Here is a 17,983-nt window from a genome sequence, read left to right as displayed (position 1 = left end):
TTCAGGCGAGGCCAAGGCCGCCGACCAACAGGTCGATGAGCTTGATGCCGACGAACGGGGCGATGAGGCCGCCAAGCCCGTAAATGGCGAGGTTGCGGGCCAGCAGCGGTCCTGCGCCGATCGGGCGATAGGCGACGCCGCGCAGCGCCAGCGGCACCAGACAGGGGATGATGAGCGCGTTGAAGATGATCGCCGACAGGATCGCGCTTTGCGGGCTGGAAAGCCCCATCACGTTCAACACGCCCAGCCCCGGATAGAGCGCAACGAACATGGCAGGCAAAATCGCGAAATATTTGGCCACATCGTTGGAGATGGAAAAGGTGGTCAGCGCGCCGCGCGTCATCAACAGTTGCTTGCCAAGGCCGACGACCTCGATCAGCTTGGTCGGGTCGCTGTCCAGATCGACCATATTGCCCGCCTCACGCGCCGCCTGCGTGCCGGTGTTCATGGCGACGCCCACGTCCGCCTGCGCCAGCGCGGGCGCGTCGTTGGTGCCGTCGCCGCACATGGCGACCAGCCGCCCGCCCTCCTGCTCCTTGCGGATCAGGGCCAGCTTATCTTCTGGCGTAGCCTGGGCGAGGAAGTCGTCGACGCCGGCTTCTGCGGCGATTGAGGCGGCGGTCAGGGGATTGTCGCCGGTGATCATCACCGTGCGAATGCCCATCTGCCGCAGTTCGCCAAAGCGTTCGCGGATGCCCGCCTTGACGATATCCTTGAGGAAGATCGCGCCGAGCAACTGGCCGTCCTTTGCCACGGCGAGCGGCGTGCCGCCTGCACGGGCAATCTCGTCGGTGATGCGGCGCAGTTCATCGGCAGCCGGGGTAGAGCCAAGGCCCGGATTCGCGCGCAGGATCGAGTCCACCGCGCCCTTCTGGATGATCGCGTCGCCCAGCTTCACGCCCGAGATACGGGTTTGCGCGGTGAAGGGGATCACCTCCGCGCCTTCGGGCAACGCCTGCATCGCCGCACCGAAGCTCTCCCGCGCCAGCAGGACGATCGAGCGGCCTTCGGGCGTTTCGTCGGCCAGACTGGCGAGCAGCGCGGCTTCAGCAAGCTGTGTAGGGGTTGCGCCTCCGACGGGGCGGAACTCGGTCGCCTGACGATCGCCAACGGTGATCGTGCCGGTCTTGTCGAGCAGCAACACGTCGATGTCGCCCGCCGCTTCGACCGCGCGGCCCGACTTGGCCAGCACGTTGAAGCGCACCAGCCGGTCCATGCCCGCAATGCCGATGGCCGAAAGCAGCGCGGCGATGGTGGTCGGGATCAGGGTGATGAGCAGCGCGGCCAGAATCGCGACCGGAATGGACCCGCCCGCATAGCTGGCGAAGGCGGGAATAGTGCCGACCGCAATCAGGAAGATGATCGTCAGGCCAACGAGCAGCAACGTCAGCGCGATCTCGTTCGGCGTCTTCTGCCGCTCGGCACCCTCGACCAGCGCGATCATGCGGTCAAGAAAGCCTTGCCCCGGATTAACCGTCACGCGGACGCGGATCTCGTCGGATATGACGCGGGTGCCCGCCGTTACCGCCGAACGGTCACCACCTGCCTCGCGGATCACCGGCGCGCTTTCGCCGGTGATCGCGGCCTCGTTGACCGAGGCGACGCCGGAGACGACTTCACCATCCGAGGGGATGAGGTCGCCGGTTTCGACCAGAACGATATCGCCCAGTTTCAGGGCGCTGGCGGGGACGGCTTCGACCTCGCGGCCATCCCCTTTCAGGCGCTTGGCCACAAGGTCCGCCTTGGTGGCGCGCAGCGAGGCGGCCTGCGCCTTGCCGCGCCCTTCGGCCAGCGCCTCGGCAAAGGTGCCGAAGAGGACCGTCAGCCACAGCCAGATGACCAGTTGCAGCTTGAAGCCGGTGGCGAGGCCATCCTGTCCGACGACCAGCAGGATCGTCAGCAGGACCGCCACGACGGCGGTGGTGAACATCACCGGGTTGCGGATCAGTTCCCTTGGATTGAGTTTGCGGAAGGCGTCGCCAATCGCCGGGACGATCAGGTCTGCGGTGAAGAGCGATTTTTGCACGGACCGGGCCATATGCATTGATCCTTAGAAAAGCTGGCCGCGGATCATCGCGAGATGATCGGCGATGGGGCCAAGGGCGAGACTGGGCAGGAAGGTCAGGCCACCGACGATCAGGATGATGCCGATGAGCAAGCCGGTCCAAAGCGGCCCGGTGGTGGGGAAGCTACCCGCCGTTTCGGGTGTGTATTTCTTGGCCGCCAGACTTCCGGCGATGGCCAGCATCGGCACGATGATGAAGAAGCGCCCCAGCCACATCGCTACACCCAACATGCCATTGTAGAAGGGCGTGTTGGCGGTGAGGCCCGCAAAGGCCGACCCGTTGTTCGCGACCGCACTGGTGAAGGCGTAGAGCATTTCCGAAAAGCCATGCGGCCCCTTGTTGAGCGGTCCGGCAAGGCCTGCGTCAGTGACGCTGGCGATGGCGGAAAAGCCCAATATGATGAGCGGCAGCACGGCGATGGCGAGGACAGCGAGCTTGACCTCACGGGCTTCAATCTTCTTGCCGACATATTCGGGCGTGCGGCCGACCATCAGCCCCGCGACGAACACGGCGAGGATGGCGAACAGCAGGAAGCCATAGATGCCCGCGCCCACGCCGCCGATCACGACTTCGCCCAACTGCATGTTGAACATCGGGATCAAGCCGCCCAGTGCCGTGAAGCTATCGTGCATCGCGTTGACCGCACCGCACGACGCGGCAGTGGTGACGACAGAGAAGAGTGCGGAGGCAGCGATGCCGAAACGGACTTCCTTGCCCTCCATATTGCCACCCGGTGCGCCCAGCGCGTGGAGGATCGGGTTGCCCGCGGCTTCCTGCCAGTAGGTAATGGTCACGCCGATCAGGAAGATGGTGAGCATCGCGGCGAGGATCGCCCAGCCCTGACGGGGGTTGCCCACCGCCTTGCCGAACGTCCAGGTCAGGCCGAAACCGATGACGAAGATCGACAGCATCTGGACCAGATTGGTCAGTGCAGTCGGGTTTTCAAACGGATGCGCGCTGTTGGCATTGAAGAAACCGCCACCATTGGTGCCCAGCATCTTGATCGCTTCCTGCGACGCGACAGGGCCGAGGGCGAGGGTCTGCTTGACGCCCTCCAGCGTGGTCGCATCAACCGAAGCGGCGAACGTCTGCGGTACGCCGCTGGCGATCAGGAACAACGCGTAGAAGACGCAGATCGGCAGCAGCAGATAGAGCGTTACCCGCGTCATGTCGGCCCAGAAATTGCCGAGCGTCGTTGCGCTCCGACGGGCAAAGCCGCGGAACAGCGCGAAGGCGAGCGATATGCCGGTCGCGACCGACAGGAAATTGTGGATGGTCAGGCCCAGCATCTGGCTGAGGTTCGACAGGGTCGATTCCCCGCCATAGCTTTGCCAGTTGGTGTTGGTCGTGAAGCTGACGGCCGTGTTGAACGACAGATGCTCGCTGGTCCCCGCAAGCCTAAGCGGATTGAGCGGCAGCAGTTCCTGCAATCGCAACACGCCATAGGTAAACAGCAGCAGCACCGCGTTGAAGATCAGCATATGCACCGCATAGCGACGCCAGCCCTGCTCCGCCGTCGGGTCGATGCCCGCCAGCCTGTAGAAGCCGCGCTCCACCGGACCAAATACGGTGTGCAGCGGTGTGCGGCGTCCTTCATACAGCGTGAAGAGCCACAGCCCCACCGGTTTGGTCAGCGCCAGCAACATGCCGACAAAGACCAGGATCAATATCCATCCCTGTAATGTCATGGCCTGAAATGTCATGATGTCGCCCACGTCAGAAGCGTTCGGGTCGTGCGAGCACGGCCACAAGATAGATGAGAAGGCCAAGCGCGGTGATCGCCGCCAGCCAAAGGTCGATGTTCATGCGCCGTCCTCTCCGTCAGGCCATGTCGCACAGGCGAACATAGGCAAGGGTCGCTGCCAGCAACCCCAGGGTGACGCCGATCCAGAGCAGATCCTGCATATGCCAAAACTCCCGCAAGATGACCGGCCACATCGGGCGGCGCGATTCGTCTGCGGTAGTGCAAGTAGGGCGGAGCGCCATTTGATTGCGAGATGCAGGCCTGCACCCCCGCATAGTATTTGCATAGGATTTGCCGATGGCGGGGCGCTGCCATCCTTAAACGCACTCTTACTCCCCGGCGGCTTTTGCATTATCGTGACCCGATGGACACGCCATCGCTGCGCCAGCTTGATATTTTCGCGCAGATGGTGGCGTCCGGCAGCATCGCGCGCTGCGCCCGTGATCTGGGCCTGTCGATCGACGTGGTGGAGCGCGACATGGCCGCGCTGGAAAAGCGGCTGGGCTATCGATTGTTCGATTATCGCGCGGGCGAGGCGCAACTGACGGATGCCGGGCGCAAAACGGTGCGGGCGATGACGCTCTTGTCCGAAAAAGGACAGGACTGGAGCGAAGACGCTCCTGCTCCACCAGAGCAGGCGCCTGAAGCCGAGGCCGTGATTGCGTCCCCGCCCCCTGCTCCTGAACCCCGGCCGGTCCGTCTGGTCGATCTGGACCCCGAACCGCAGGACGACCGCCAGCAGGTAATGATCGCCGCCCCCGCGCCGGTCTTCAGCCATTTTCAGGACGCGCTGACCGCGTTCGAGGAAACGAGCAACGACTGCGTCATCACCCTGGACCTTGGCGTGCAAGTCGCCGATGAAGCTGGCCGCGCGATGATGCGGGGCAGCGCCGACATCACCTATTTCTACGCGCTGGCCGAGCCGACCGCTTTCCCGTCGCGCTATGCCTGGTCGGAGCAATTGAGCCTCTATCTGGGCAGCGATCATCCGCTGGCCGGACTGGACCTTGTCCAGTTGTCGGACCTCAATGATGTCGACGCTGTCGGACTGGACCCACGTAGCGGCCTGCGCCGGATCGTCGAGCAGGCGCTGGAAAAGGCGGGCCTGCCGCAGCGCGCACCCATATTGGAAAGTGACAATCTGTTCGATATCATGACGGCGGTACGCGAAGGTGCTGGTTATTTCGCCGCGTTCGGCCCGCTGGCGCGCGATTTTGGGCGAATGCCGGGTATAAAGCGCGTGCCGCTCGCCACATCCCTGCCCCAGGTCGAGGTTCGTCAGGCCGTGCGGGCCGCGATGGCCGATGATCCCGTGGTCAGCACGCTCGCCGAATATCTTTGCCGATAAGATAGCGGGGCGACGTCGCCCGCTCGTTTACCCTCACATCCGACCAGTCGCCCCAAGGACGCGCTGCATCGCACCATTTTTTCTCGCAGCGTATTGATATATTATATCATTTCTATTACAGGCTGGCCAACCTCTCTCCCGTCGAAGGATGGTCGCCTCTTCCATGACAACATCTCTTTCCGTTTCGCTGCGCGCTGGTTGCGCCCTAATTGCCCTTTCTCCCGCCGCGCCCGTGGTCGCGCAGACGGAAGGCACAGCGCCCGTAACCGCGCCCGACCAAAGCTATCATGACGGCCAGCCCGGCGACATCGTCGTCACCGCCCTCATCCCCCGGCGGCAGGGCGACATATTGTCCGGCACATCGGTCGTATCGGGCGAAGAACTGACGCGATCGCTGCGCCCGACCATCGGCGACACGCTATCCCATCAGCCGGGCGTATCCTCCACCTCCTTCGGCCCCAATGCCTCGCGCCCGATCCTGCGTGGCTTTCAGGGGGAGCGGGTCCGCATCCTGACCGATGGCATCGGCAGCTTCGACGTATCCAACACCTCGGTCGACCACGCTGTTGCGATCAATCCGCTGACCGCCGACCGGATCGAAGTGCTGCGCGGCCCGGCTGCCCTGCTCTATGGCTCCTCGGCGATCGGCGGCGTCGTCAACGTCATCGACGCGCGCATCCCCCGGCGCGTGCCCGACGAAGCGATCCATGTCGAAGGCATCGGCTCTTATGGCAGCGCGGCCAATGAACGGACCGGATCGGGCGAGATCGAAGTGCCGATCGCGGGCAAGCTGGTCGTCCATTTCGACGGCAGCTACACCAAGACCGGCAATCTCGACACCGGTAACTATATCCTGACCCCTGCTCTGCGCGCGCAGGCAGCCGCGAGCGCCGATCCCGCCATTGCCGACCTTGCCAGCCTGCGCGGCAAGCTGCCCAACAGCGCTGCGGAAACATGGGAAGTGGCCGGGGGCATCGCCCTCATCACCGATGGCGGCAACCTTGGCTTCTCGGTCGCGCATACCGATAATTTCTACGGCGTGCCGGTACGCTATTCGCTCGATCCCGATGTCGAGGCAGAGCAGGTGCGGTTGCACATGAAGCAGGACCGCGCCGACATGCGGGCCGAAGTCCCCGTCAATGGCGGCATCCTGGAATCCATCCGCTTGCGCGCGGGCTTTGCCGATTATCAGCATCAGGAGATTGAGGAGAGCGGCGAGGTCGGCACGACCTTCTACAACCAGTCGATCGAATCGCGACTTGAACTGGTGCAAGCCAAGCGCGGCGGATGGGACGGAGCGGTCGGTGCGCAATTCTTCGCCCGCGATTTCCATGTGGTGGGCGAGGAGAAGTTCCTGCCCCGCAACCGCACCGAACAGTTCGGCCTCTTCACCCTCCAGTCGGTCGACTTCGGCAATACCCGCGTCGAACTGGGTGGCCGCTATGAGACGACGAAGGTCAGCGCGGACGCCGACGAAACGCTGCTCAACCCGGCCTATCATCGCAGCTTTGACGCCTTTTCGGGTTCAGCGGGTATCAGCCAGCAGATCATACCGGGCTGGCGCGTGGGCCTGAACGCCTCTCGCACCGAGCGCGCGCCGTCCGCCGAAGAACTGTTCGCGCGCGGCAATCATGCGGGCACGCAGGCGTTCGAACTGGGAAACCCGGACTTCAGCAAGGAAAAAAGCTGGGGCATGGAGGCTACGTTGCGGGGCGAGGGCACGGGATACAGCCTCTCGCTGTCGGGCTATCACAACTGGTTCAAGGGCTATATTTACGACTCGCTGGTCGCGGACGCGGCGTGCCAGGCCGTCAATGGCGGCGAACCGCTCGACTTCCCTTGCTTCCAATATGCGCAGGCCGACGCCAAATATTATGGGTTCGAGGCGGAGGCCAAGGTGAAGCTGGCGCAACTGGGCGGCTACACTTTGAACGCCGATGCCGTGACCGACTATGTCCATGCGACGATCACTGGGAACGGCTCCGCCCCCGCCCCGCGCATCCCACCGCTGCGTATGCTCGGCGGGCTGGAACTGACGGGCGACCGGCTGACCGCACGCGGCGAGGTGGAGCATGTGTTCGCGCAGGACCGGATCGCCGCGACCGAAACCCCGACCGACAGCTTCACGCTGGTCAACGCCTCGCTGTCGGTGAAGCCTTTCAAGGGCAACGACCGCACCACGCTGTTGCTGTCGGCGAACAACATCTTTGACGTGGCCGCGCGTCGCCATGCCAGCTTCCTCAAGGATTATGCCCCGCTGGCCGGGCGTGACATCCGCGTGACGGCCCGCTTCTCCCTGTAACGAAAGAAGGCGCGGCCGACAGGAAAATTGCCCCGATGCTGTTGACGATCCCGTCCCTGTCGTGGCACTGGGCAAACGTCTCGCAGCGGCGTCTGTAAAACGCTCTGCAAAACAATGAGGCGAATGGCTGCTAAGTCATTGAAAAGCGGGTATAGCTCAATGGTAGAGCACTAGCCTTCCAAGCTTGTGATGCGGGTTCGATCCCCGCTACCCGCTCCAGCGCTACTACTGACATATGATCCTCTGCCAAGGTTCCCATCGCAGATTGTCGATGGGGTCAGCATATATGTGCCGTTTGCAAGCAACAACGCCATATTCAGAAATGCCCCAACAGAGCCGCGAGCGATAGCAGGCCTCCGCATGTTGCCATTATTTCATTTTATGATAGAAAAAAAATGAGTGTTACGCACAAGATGACGGATGAGGCGCGCTTGGCCCAGATAATGAATGCCCGCAAATTTCTTGAACCTGCCCGAAATAAACATCTGGTCGCTCAAGCGCAGGGCATATTGCTCGATTGGGATGGATGCGTCGCCATCGACAATAGAATCCTGCCGGGCGCGCGCCGGTTCATCACGCAATATCGCGACCGAATCGCGATCCTGACCAATAATTCCAGTCACTTGCCTGAAGATATTGGCGCAGTGCTGGCGCAGGATGCCATCATCCTTCCCACCGAGCGGATCATCACCGCAGGGGTCGAGGCGGTGCGTTGGGCGCTGGGCGAGGGATATGGACGCACGATGTTGCTGGGGTCGCAACGCATGCGCGGTTTCGCGCGCGAGCAAGGGCTTGAACTGGTCAATGAGCAGGCCGGATTGGTGCTGTTGATGCGCGACACCCGCTTCACCTATCGCAAGCTGGAACGCGCGGTGAACATGATCCGCGATGGCGCCCGACTGGCCGTTGCCAATGCTGACCGCACGCATCCGGGCGCCGCGAGCAGGATCGTGCCGGAGACAGGCGCCCTGCTGGCGGTCATCCAGGCTTGCGTGCCAGACGCCAGTCCGATGATGATCGGCAAGCCTGCGCCATTGCTGTTCGCGCGCGCCTGCGCCGTGCTGGGCATTGCACCGGGCGAGGCGGTGATGGTTGGCGACAATCTGGAAACGGACATTGCCGGAGCACAGGCGGTCGGCATGGCTTCGATCCTGATCGGCGGAAGCGAAGCGCTATCGCTGGGCGACCTGATATCCTAAAAGCGCTTGATCGACAGCACGTCGAATGTGCTTCGCAATGTTTCGGTCGAGCGGTCATAATCGGCCAGCGCCAGCGCCGCGATCAGTGCATCGACGACGCATAATTGCGCGATCCGGCTCGACATGGCCTCGGTCCGAAACGCGGTTTCCCGCGCCATGGTGAACAACACGATGTCGGCATAAGCCTGAATCGGCGAGCGCGCGAAATTGGTAATGACGATGGTTTTTGCGCCCGCCTCACGGGCAAGGCGGGTCGACGCCACCGTCTCGTGCGTCGCGCCGCTGTGCGAAATGGTGAGCACCGCCACGTCAGGGTCACAGCGCGAAGCGCTGATCGCCTGGATATGGCTGTCGGTCACGATGCGGGCGTCAAGGCCGATCCGCAGCATCCGGTAATGGGTATCTTCCGCGATCGGCGCGGAGGAACCGATGCCGTAGATTTCCACACGCTTTGCCGCCCGGATTACATCGACCGCACGGCCCATCGCGTGCGGATCAAGCACGGAGAGCGAATCGCGCAGCGCCTGAATGCCGGAGTGGAAGATCTTGCGGCAGATCGTGTCCATGTCGTCTTCGCGGCTGACATCCTCATGGATGAATTGCACCGGCTGGACGATTTCCTGTGCCAGACTGAGTTTCATGTGCTGAAAGCCCGACAGGCCAATGCTGCGGCAGAAGTTGATGATGCTGCCTTCGCTGACTCCAACCGCCTCCGACAATTCAGTGACGGACATGCGAACGATGTCGGCGGGTTGCTCCAATATATAGTCGGCGATCCGGCGCGCGCCCTTGGCCATACCCGGCTGGGCGATGCGGATGCGACTGAGCGCATTTTCTACGGGCATCTGGTCGGCGGCGGCGCCTGTCTTGCGCGTGGGCTTTTCCGTGGTCATTCGATCGCCCTCATGGTGGACTGAGCTTTTCTCATTCCAGCTTCACCCAAGAAAAGTCCAGAATTTCCTTTCCATGCTTAAATCTCATAATTTATTGCATCATAAATTGAGTGATATTCACCTTACTGTCACATGACGCGCCTAGCTCGCTCCCTGCAAGCGGTTGTCGCGATGCAGCATCGAGTCGCTTGCGCACCCGGTGCCGCCCGACGCGCCGCCCACAGTTCATCCGGGGGACCAAGCCGTGCCAAAGCCTTTCCATCATCGAGCCTTCCTCTTCACAGCGCTGCTCGCCAGCAGCAGCATCCTGCCGATCGCGGCAATGGCTGCCGAACCGGCCGATGCCGCCGCAGAGGAACAGAACACCTCCGCCATCGTCGTCACCGGCCAAAAGGTCGAGGCCACCCGGCTGGCGGCCGAGGCCGTCGCCTTTGGTAACAATGTTCAGATCGTCAGTTCCGAACAGATTGCGACGACCGGCGCGACCAATTTCGCAGAAATCGCGCAGTTTCTGATCAAAGGCGCGAATATCGGCTACTCGCCTGATGAGGGCGAATATACGATCCGACTCGATGGCGGCGGGGATCGCGATACGCTGGTCGTGCTGGACGGCGTGCCGCTCTATGATCGTGGCCCGGCGCTGGAGGACATTTGGGGATCGACCACGATCGATCCGCACATGATCGAGCGGGTCGAGGTGTTCCGCGGCGGCAACAGCCTGTTCTTCGGCTCCAACGGCGGCATCGGCGTCATCAGCCTTGTCACCAAGCGGCCCGACGGCACCAACAAGTTCGAATTTGGCGGCCAATATGGCGCGTTCAACACCCGTGAAATCTGGGGCAATGCCCGCTTCGCGCTCGATTCCGAAGGACGCCATAGCGTCATGGTCTATGGCGGATCGATCCAGACCGATGGCCCGCGCATCTTCGCCCCGGAAAGCTATGTCGACAATGTCGCGGCCGCCGGTGGCATCCAGAAATATCCGCTGAACCGCAGCAATATCGGTCTCAAATATCTCTTCAAGGCCGACGACAAGAGCGAGTTCCGGGTCAATGGCCAATATACCCAGATCGAATTTCAAGACCCCTTCCCGGATAATGAAACCTTCTCACCCAACCGGGTGCGCTACCCGATCGTCGATTTCTCGCTCGATCGGCGCTGGTCAGATGCACTCTACACCGAATTGACGGGTTACTGGAGCAATCCCAAGCTCAACAACACCGAAACCTTTGCCGAAATCTGCCGGGTTGCGACGGGGTGCGCGGGCATGAATGGCGGCACGGTCCCCTTCGGCACCACTACCGGCAAGTCGATCCCCTACGCCAACAAGGGCTTCGGCAACGCTTCCAAGGTTGGTGGTTTCCAGGAGCGCGGCCTGAATTTCCGCAACACGATCAATATCAAGAATGTGGCCGAACTGGTCGCGGGCGTGCAGGTGGTGTCGTACAAGAATGACTCGGACCCGGCATTCAATGTGCAGGACGATAATACTACGGTGACGGGTCTTTATCTCGACGCGCGGCCGGTGCTGCCGTTCAGCCCGGACACCAAGATTTCGCTCGCGGTGCGGACCGACTTTGCCAAGGCCTTCAACTCCAAGACCATCTGGAAGTTCGGGTTCCGCCAGCCGATCGGCGCCTTCTACATCCGCGCCAATGGCGGCACATCCTACAGCCTGCCACGCAACAACGAACTCTTCTCTTATGTGGAGTTGAACGGCGTGCCGCAGACGATCGGCAATCCCGACCTGAAGACGGAATCGACCGAAACCTACAATGCCGCCATCGGCTTTTCGAAGAATTTTGGCGATTTCCAGATCAACGGGGAGGCCGGCTATTTCCGCACCGACATCAAGAACCGCATTCAGGGCACGTCAGGCGTCACCCCCAGCACATGGTTCAACAACGACCGCGTGACGCAGATCCGCGGCCTGACCGCAGACCTAGACCTGATCTTCGGCAAGAGCTTTTCCGCCAACGTCAATTTCACCAAGCAAAAGGCGGAACTGGACGGCACCAACCTGCAAATCAACGAGACGCCGGAATATATGATCGGCGGCAATATCGCCTGGCACAGCGCGAACGAGCGGTTCCATGTGACGCTGTTCCCCCGCTACCAGGGGCCGGAATATGCGACCGGCGGAATCAATAATTCGCTGCGAAAGAATTTCGGCAACTATCTGGTGGTCAACGGGTCGCTTGGCTGGTGGGTCGGCGACGAGAAACAGCATCGGCTCCAACTGCGCTTCGTCAACATCTTCGACGAGAAATATGATGAGCGTTATGCTTATGGCAACCAGCGCTTCGGGTCGGCCTTCATCCGGGGCGAGATCAAGGCCACCGATCCCGAATATTATTATGGTTACGGGTTCGAGGGGAAACCGCAAAGCGTCTATATTTCCTACTCGACCAGCTTCTGACGATCCCATCATGGCCCCGTCCCTGACATCCCGCTGTGTGCGTTCGCCGGTTTCCCTTCCGTCGTTCACACCCCTGTCACAGGCGGGGCCTAGCGCCTTGCCCGCCCCCGCGCAGGCGGGGCGGACATGAAGGGAATAGGCCTATGAAACGCTGGATGATCGCGGGTCTCCTGATCCTTGCCGTGGGCGGAGGGCTGGCCTGGTCGCTGCCATCGGCCACGCCGGGCGCGGCGCAGGCCAAACCGCTGCAAGTGCTTCTGATCCCGGCGGATGGCGGCACCGAAAGCGGGACGCTGGCCGATTATCAGCCGGTCTTCAACGCCGTTTCGCGGACTACCGGTCTGAATTTCAAGCTCAGGGTCGCGCAATCCTACGGCGCGGTAGTTGAGGGGATGTGCAATGGCTGGGCGGACATCGCCTTTGTCGGGCCGACCACATATCTCCAGGCGAAGGAGCGCGGATGTGCCGATCTGCTGGCGGTGGCGGTGAAGGATGGACAGTCGGTCTATTATTCGGGACTGTTCGCGCGCGGTGACGCGCCGTTCAAAGGCATCAGCGACCTGCGGGGCAAGCGGATCGCATTTGGCGACATCAACTCCACCTCTTCCTTCGTCTTTCCAATGACGATGCTGATCGACGCGGGGATCGACCCGGCGAAGGATCTTGGCGAGGTGCGGATGACCGGCAGCCATGCCAACAGTCTGGCGGCACTGTTGCAGGGGCGCGTCGACGTTGCGGCCCTGTCGTTCGATTCCTACGAAAAGGCAGTGCGCGCAAATGTGCCGGGCGCCCGCGCCCTCAAGGTGATCGCGCGCAGCGACCCCATTCCCTATCCGCCCCTGGTGGTGAACAGCAAATTGGCGCCGGAGACGCGCACCAGATTGCAGGTGGCGTTTCAGGACATCGCCCATGCGCCGGGCGTCACGCCAGAGATGATCCGTGGTTATGGCGGCGCGCAGGTCGATGGCTATGACGCGCATTTCCCCGCCGCGAAATTCGTCCCCGCCGCCCAGAAGATGGCGATGGTCAGCGACGCGCTGAAAAGCGAAATCTTACGCAAGTCGGCGGAGCGTTGAGCATGGACATCCGCTTCTCCTCCGTCACCCTGCACTATGCCGATGGCACCCATGCGCTGGACAATATCGGCCTGAAAATCCCGGCTGGGCAGTTTTGCATCATCCTTGGATCGTCGGGCGCGGGCAAGTCCACGCTGCTGCGGACGGTCAATGGCCTCGCGGAGCCAACACAGGGCACGGTCATTGTCGGCGGCAAGCCGGTGGAGCGGCGCACGCTACCCCTCCTGCGGCGACGGATCGGCATGATACACCAGCATTTCGGGCTGACCGGCCGGGCGCGCGTGGCGACCAATGTGATCGCGGGCGCCGCCGCCGACATGCCGCTTTGGCGCGCATTGACAGGTATCTATCCCGAACCGTTGCGCCAGCGCGCCTGCGCCGCGCTGGAAGCGGTGGGGCTGGAACCCGAACATCTTCTCCGTCGCGCCGATCAGCTTTCCGGCGGGCAGCAGCAGCGGGTCGGCATTGCCCGCGCCTTCATGCGCGATCCCGCCATCATTCTGGCGGACGAGCCTGTCGCCAGTCTGGACCCGCGCATCAGCCGCGACATACTCGCCCTGCTGCGGACCCAGGCGCAGGCGCATGGCGCGACCGTGCTGTGCAGCCTGCATCAGGTCGATCTGGCGCGTGAATTTGCCGATCGCATCGTCGCGCTACAGGCCGGACGGGTTGTGTTCGATGGGCCGGCAGCCATGTTTGATGGGCATGATGAGACTTTGATCTACGCACGACCCGGCGCACGCGTTGCTCCATCGATGCTGGAGCCTGCGGAATGAGCGCGGCGACCGATACGGCACGCTGGGACTTTCCCGCCCCCTTCGGCGCGCGCAGCCTGATCGTGCTGATCGCAGCGCTCTCGCTGCTCTGGTATAGCGGGCAACGGGTCGAGGTTGGCCGGATGCTGGCGTTGACCGGTCAGGCGGCGTTGGCACAGGTCGGCCTGTCGCCGCGATCGCCGGTGCAGGAGGGGCTGGGCACCGTCATCGGCCAGCTTTTCCCCATCCAACTCTCTGAACGGCGCGAAACCAGCCGGATCGAAGGCTTCGATGCCGCCAAGCTGCCCTTTCTATCGCATCTCGAAACCGTCGAGACGCCCGACGAAAAAATGAACCCGGTGACGATGCGGATGGAGAGCCATCCCGTCCGCACCACCTGGCTGGTGGAGCCGCTGGGTTATGTCGGCCATGTCGCGGTCAAGATGCTGGAGACGCTGGAAATCGCGCTCTGGGGCACGGTGGTCGCCATCGCCGCCGGCTGGCCGCTGGCGATGCTGGGCGCGCGGAACATGACCCCCAACCCCGTCATACGCGCCGCCGCCCGCGCCGTCGTCGGCGTCCTGCGCGCCATACCCGAATTGATCAGCGCGCTTTTCCTGGTGATCGCCTTTGGCTTTGGCCCGATCGCCGGGTTCCTTGCGCTTGGCATCTATGGGGCCGGGTTCCTTGGGAAATTCTATGCCGAGGATATGGAAAATGCCGATCCGCGCCCGCAGGAGGCGCTGACCGCGATGGGCGTGCGCCGCATGATCATGTGGCGCTTTGCCATCCTGCCGCAAGTGCTGCCGCAATGGATCGCCTACACCCTCTATATCCTCGACCGAAACGTGCGGATGGCGACGGTGATCGGCATCGTCGGCGCGGGCGGCATCGGTCAGGAACTCAAGGGCCGGTACGACATGTATGAATATGCCCATGTCGGCACGATCCTGATCGCCATCCTGCTGGTCGTGCTGCTGCTCGACCATGCCACCGCCCGTTTGCGAAAGGCCTGCATGTGACCGGCTTTCGCGCATCTTTTCTCACCCAGGAGTGATCTCATGTCGAAGACCAGACGCGATTTCCTGAAGACCACCGGCCTTGCCGGAACGACGCTCGCGGCGCTGTCCGCCAGCATCGGTCGCGCGCTTGCCATCCCCGCACGCCGCGCAACGGGCACGATCAAGGATGTGCGCCACATCGTCATTCTGATGCAGGAAAACCGGTCCTTCGACCATTATTTCGGGACGATGAAGGGCGTGCGCGGTTTTGGCGACCGGCATCCGGTGCCGATGGCGGATGGCAAAACGATCTGGTCCCAGAATAATGGCGTGCGCGACCTGCCGCCCTTTCACCTCGATACCGGGCGGACCAATGCGCTGAAGGTGCCCGGCACCCCGCACAGCTTCGCCGATGCGCAGGCAGCCTGGAATCAGGGCAAGTTCGGTTACTGGCCCAAATATAAGACCGACTATTCGATGGGCTATTACAAGCGCGAGGACGTGCCGTTCCAGTTCGCGCTGGCCGAGGCCTTCACCATCTGCGACGCCTATCACTGCTCGATCACCACCGGCACCGACCCCAACCGCATCGTCTTCTGGTCCGGTTCCGCCCATGATCCCGCCATGCAGGCGCAGGGGGTGAACTGCCGTGACGACAAGTCCGAACCCAATAATCTGCGCTGCTGGATCAAGGGCGCCCTGCCCGAGCCGGGCTATAGCTATGCGGGCAATGCGCTGGAATGGGCGACCATCCCGGAAGTGCTGGAGGCCGCAGGCGTCGACTGGCGCATCTATCAGGACCCCAACGACAACTGGACCGGCGCCATGCATGGCGGGCTGGCGTTCAAGGGGTTTCGCGAGGCGAAGCCCGGCTCGCCCCTCTATGAGCGCGGCATGACCCATCATTCGCTCGGCCAACTGGCGAAGGATGTGAAGGCCGGGACACTGCCCGCCGTATCCTGGGTCCTGCCGCCCAAGGAATTGTCGGAACATCCCTCCGCCTCGACGCCGATCGAGGGGGCATTCTTCACGGCGCAGATTCTCGATGCCCTGACCGCCAATCCCGATGTGTGGAGCGGCACGGTCTTTTTCCAGACCTTTGACGAAAATGACGGCCTGTTCGACCATCTTCCGCCCGCCGCCCCGCCCTCCTTCAATCCCGACGGGACGATGGCGGGCAAGGCGACGATGAGCCTGGTCGGCGAATATTTCGACGACCATGAGGATAAATATACCTCACGCGATGATGATGCGACCGGCACCACCCGCAACTGGGGGCTTGGCCCGCGCGTACCCATGTATGTCGTTTCGCCCTGGAGCAAGGGCGGCTGGGTCAGCAGCGAGATATTCGATCACACCTCGGTCGGCCAGTTCCTTGAAAAGCGGTTCGACGTGACAATCCCGGCGATCAGTCCCTGGCATCGCGCGGTGTGCGGCGACCTTACCTCCTGCTTCGACTTCGCATCGCGCGAAGACCCCGCCTTCCCCGCTATGCCCGATGTCAGCAGCGCCTCGGCGATCCTCGCCCGCCATCTGGAGCGTCCAAAGCTGCTCCCGCCCCGCGCGCCGCAGGACCTGTTTCAGGAACCGGGCATCCGCCGGTCACGCGGCCTGCCCTATCGGCTCAATGTCGATGGCAGCATGGATGCGGACAACCGCGCCGTTCGCCTGACGTTCGGCAATGAAGGCAGCGTCGGCGTCGTCTATCATGTCTATGACAAGAAGAACCTCGACCGCATTCCCCGCCGTTACACGCTGGAGGCCGGCAAATCACTCGACGATAGCTGGACCGTGGGCGAGGATGGGCTGTTCGACCTGTGGGTTCTTGGTCCCAACGGCTTCCTGCGGAGTTTCAAGGGGGACGTCGCAAAGGCGAAGGGCGCGCCCGCGCTCGTGGCCCGCGCGGCGAAGGGACGGGGCAAGGCGCTTGAACTGCGGCTGCATAATGGATCGGTGGACGCGGTGTCTGTCGCGCTGGGCAACGATGCCTATCGCGTCAACACGGATCGCTCCATCACCCTCATCCCCGGCAAGAGCAGCACACAGCTATGGTCGCTGGCCGATACCGGCAACTGGTATGATCTGACGGTGGTGTCGACGGGTCTGGAGGTCCGGCTGGCGGGCAGGCTGGAGGATGGCGGCCATTCGATCAGCGATCCGCTGATGCAGAGTTGAGGGCGTGGAAATGGGGCGGGATCAGGTTGATCCCGGCCCGTTTTTCCCGCCCCCCTGTTTCCTGGCCCCAAGAACGTGACGGAGCGCGTCGATAATCGGTGACACGTCCTGCTTCAGCGCCTCCGCATGCGCAGCGTAGAGCAGGCCGATCGTCCGGCGGGGCGTGAAACCCGCCATGCGGGGCCGTGCGACGCCGGGCGCGCAGTGCCCCTCCGGCATGACCGTGATGCCCAGCCCCGCCGCGACCATTTTCAGCACCTTGTCGTCATTGGTCGAGCGCAACGCAAAGAAAGGCCGCACGCCCCGTTCGGTGAAATGACGGCTGGTTTCGGACAGCGCCTCGCAATGGCGGCGGACGATCATCACTTCGCTCGCCAACATCTCCGCCGCGATCACCGCCTCATCGCCAAGCGGATGGCTGGTCGGCAGCGCCAGCGCATAGCCCTCTTCGTGCAGCGGCTCTTCCAGAAATCGGTCGCCACCGCGCCCGACCAGCGTGAGCGCCGCGTCCACCCTGCCCCGCGCGACATGACTCACCAGTTCCCGTTCCGTCCCCTCCACCAGTTCGACCCGCGCTTGTGAATCGGCAAGGCGCGCTCGTTCGTAGGCCGCTGCGATCAGATCCGTCGCGATGCTGCCCAGCACGCCCAGCCGAACCAGCGGCATGGCCTTCGCGCCCTTGCCCGCCAGTTCCGCGTCATTGAACGCCCCCTCGATCCGCCGGGCATGGGTCAGGAAGCGGGTGCCCGCATCGGTCAGGTGGACGCGCTGGCTGGACCGCTGGAACAGGGTGGTGCCCAGCAGCCGCTCCAGCTTGGCGATGCCGACCGACAGCGTGGGTTGCGACACATTGGCCTGCGCCGCGCCCCCGCTGAACGTGCCATTGTCCACCACGGCCAGAAAATAACGCAGAAGATATCGGTCAATCATAGATAGCATCTATGACATGCCTCGCATTCTTTCAATTTTTCCTTTCATCTGGCATTCAGTAGAAGGGCAAAAAGG

At 62.8% G+C, this 17,983-nt stretch carries 13 protein-coding genes and 1 tRNA gene; 9 read left to right on the top strand and 5 right to left on the bottom strand.

The window, feature by feature from the left end; all coding sequences use genetic code 11:
* Position 1 precedes the first annotated feature (1 nt).
* From kdpB to kdpF, 3 genes are read right to left on the bottom strand one after another with little or no spacing between them, the layout of a single operon-like run.
* Entirely contained in the window at positions 2 to 2,038 is a 2,037-nt protein-coding gene (gene kdpB / locus WFR25_RS08590) for a potassium-transporting ATPase subunit KdpB (protein WP_336970168.1), read from the bottom strand.
* Between the two features lie 12 nt (positions 2,039 to 2,050).
* On the bottom strand, positions 2,051 to 3,754 hold the full coding sequence (gene kdpA / locus WFR25_RS08585; RefSeq protein WP_336974792.1) for a potassium-transporting ATPase subunit KdpA: 1,704 nt from the start codon (positions 3,752 to 3,754) through the stop codon (positions 2,051 to 2,053).
* A 28-nt stretch (positions 3,755 to 3,782) separates the two neighbouring features.
* Entirely contained in the window at positions 3,783 to 3,872 is a 90-nt protein-coding gene (kdpF, locus tag WFR25_RS08580) for a K(+)-transporting ATPase subunit F (protein ID WP_336970166.1), read from the bottom strand.
* Between the two features lie 302 nt (positions 3,873 to 4,174).
* On the opposite strand from kdpF, the gene WFR25_RS08575 reads away from it, so the two are divergent.
* From WFR25_RS08575 to WFR25_RS08560, 4 genes are all read left to right on the top strand, one after another.
* Positions 4,175 to 5,158, top strand: a complete 984-nt coding sequence (locus tag WFR25_RS08575; RefSeq protein ID WP_336970164.1) for a LysR family transcriptional regulator — start codon at positions 4,175 to 4,177, stop codon at positions 5,156 to 5,158.
* 163 nt (positions 5,159 to 5,321) lie between these two features.
* Positions 5,322 to 7,460, top strand: a complete 2,139-nt coding sequence (locus WFR25_RS08570) for a TonB-dependent receptor (protein ID WP_336970162.1) — start codon at positions 5,322 to 5,324, stop codon at positions 7,458 to 7,460.
* A gap of 145 nt (positions 7,461 to 7,605) precedes the next feature.
* Positions 7,606 to 7,679: transfer RNA gene (locus tag WFR25_RS08565), tRNA-Gly, on the top strand.
* 176 nt (positions 7,680 to 7,855) lie between these two features.
* A complete protein-coding gene (locus tag WFR25_RS08560) occupies positions 7,856 to 8,659 on the top strand; it encodes an HAD-IIA family hydrolase (RefSeq protein WP_336970160.1) in 804 nt (267 codons plus the stop codon).
* Here WFR25_RS08560 and WFR25_RS08555 read toward each other — a convergent pair.
* Positions 8,656 to 9,552 carry a MurR/RpiR family transcriptional regulator gene (locus WFR25_RS08555; protein ID WP_336970158.1) on the bottom strand — a complete coding sequence of 299 codons (897 nt, stop codon included), beginning with the start codon at positions 9,550 to 9,552 and terminating at the stop codon, positions 8,656 to 8,658. The two genes, WFR25_RS08560 and WFR25_RS08555, sit on opposite strands and share 4 nt — an antisense overlap.
* 244 nt (positions 9,553 to 9,796) lie before the next feature.
* On the opposite strand from WFR25_RS08555, the gene WFR25_RS08550 reads away from it, so the two are divergent.
* From WFR25_RS08550 to WFR25_RS08530, 5 genes are all read left to right on the top strand, one after another.
* The gene (locus tag WFR25_RS08550) at positions 9,797 to 11,971 is read left to right on the top strand and encodes a TonB-dependent receptor plug domain-containing protein (RefSeq protein ID WP_336970157.1); all 2,175 of its coding nucleotides are present in this window, start codon (positions 9,797 to 9,799) and stop codon (positions 11,969 to 11,971) included.
* 155 nt (positions 11,972 to 12,126) lie between these two features.
* Positions 12,127 to 13,047, top strand: coding sequence for a phosphate/phosphite/phosphonate ABC transporter substrate-binding protein (locus tag WFR25_RS08545; protein ID WP_336970156.1), 921 nt, complete (start codon positions 12,127 to 12,129; stop codon positions 13,045 to 13,047).
* A 2-nt stretch (positions 13,048 to 13,049) separates the two neighbouring features.
* Positions 13,050 to 13,823: a phosphonate ABC transporter ATP-binding protein gene (locus WFR25_RS08540; protein WP_336970155.1), complete on the top strand. Its 774-nt coding sequence runs from the start codon at positions 13,050 to 13,052 to the stop codon at positions 13,821 to 13,823.
* On the top strand, positions 13,820 to 14,824 hold the full coding sequence (gene phnE / locus WFR25_RS08535) for a phosphonate ABC transporter, permease protein PhnE (protein WP_336970153.1): 1,005 nt from the start codon (positions 13,820 to 13,822) through the stop codon (positions 14,822 to 14,824). The genes WFR25_RS08540 and phnE overlap by 4 nt, the downstream gene beginning before the upstream one ends.
* A 39-nt stretch (positions 14,825 to 14,863) precedes the next feature.
* A complete protein-coding gene (locus tag WFR25_RS08530; protein WP_336970151.1) occupies positions 14,864 to 16,978 on the top strand; it encodes a phosphocholine-specific phospholipase C in 2,115 nt (704 codons plus the stop codon).
* Between the two features lie 21 nt (positions 16,979 to 16,999).
* On the opposite strand, the gene WFR25_RS08525 is transcribed toward WFR25_RS08530, so the two are convergent.
* Complete coding sequence (locus WFR25_RS08525) at positions 17,000 to 17,908, bottom strand: LysR family transcriptional regulator (protein ID WP_336974790.1); 909 nt, start codon at positions 17,906 to 17,908, stop codon at positions 17,000 to 17,002.
* Positions 17,909 to 17,983 lie beyond the last annotated feature (75 nt).

The organism is Sphingobium aromaticiconvertens (assembly GCF_037154075.1).
Classification (GTDB): domain Bacteria; phylum Pseudomonadota; class Alphaproteobacteria; order Sphingomonadales; family Sphingomonadaceae; genus Sphingobium; species Sphingobium aromaticiconvertens.
The sequence above is the reverse complement of the archived record's forward strand: the minus strand, read 5'-3'. Positions and strand labels throughout refer to the sequence as shown.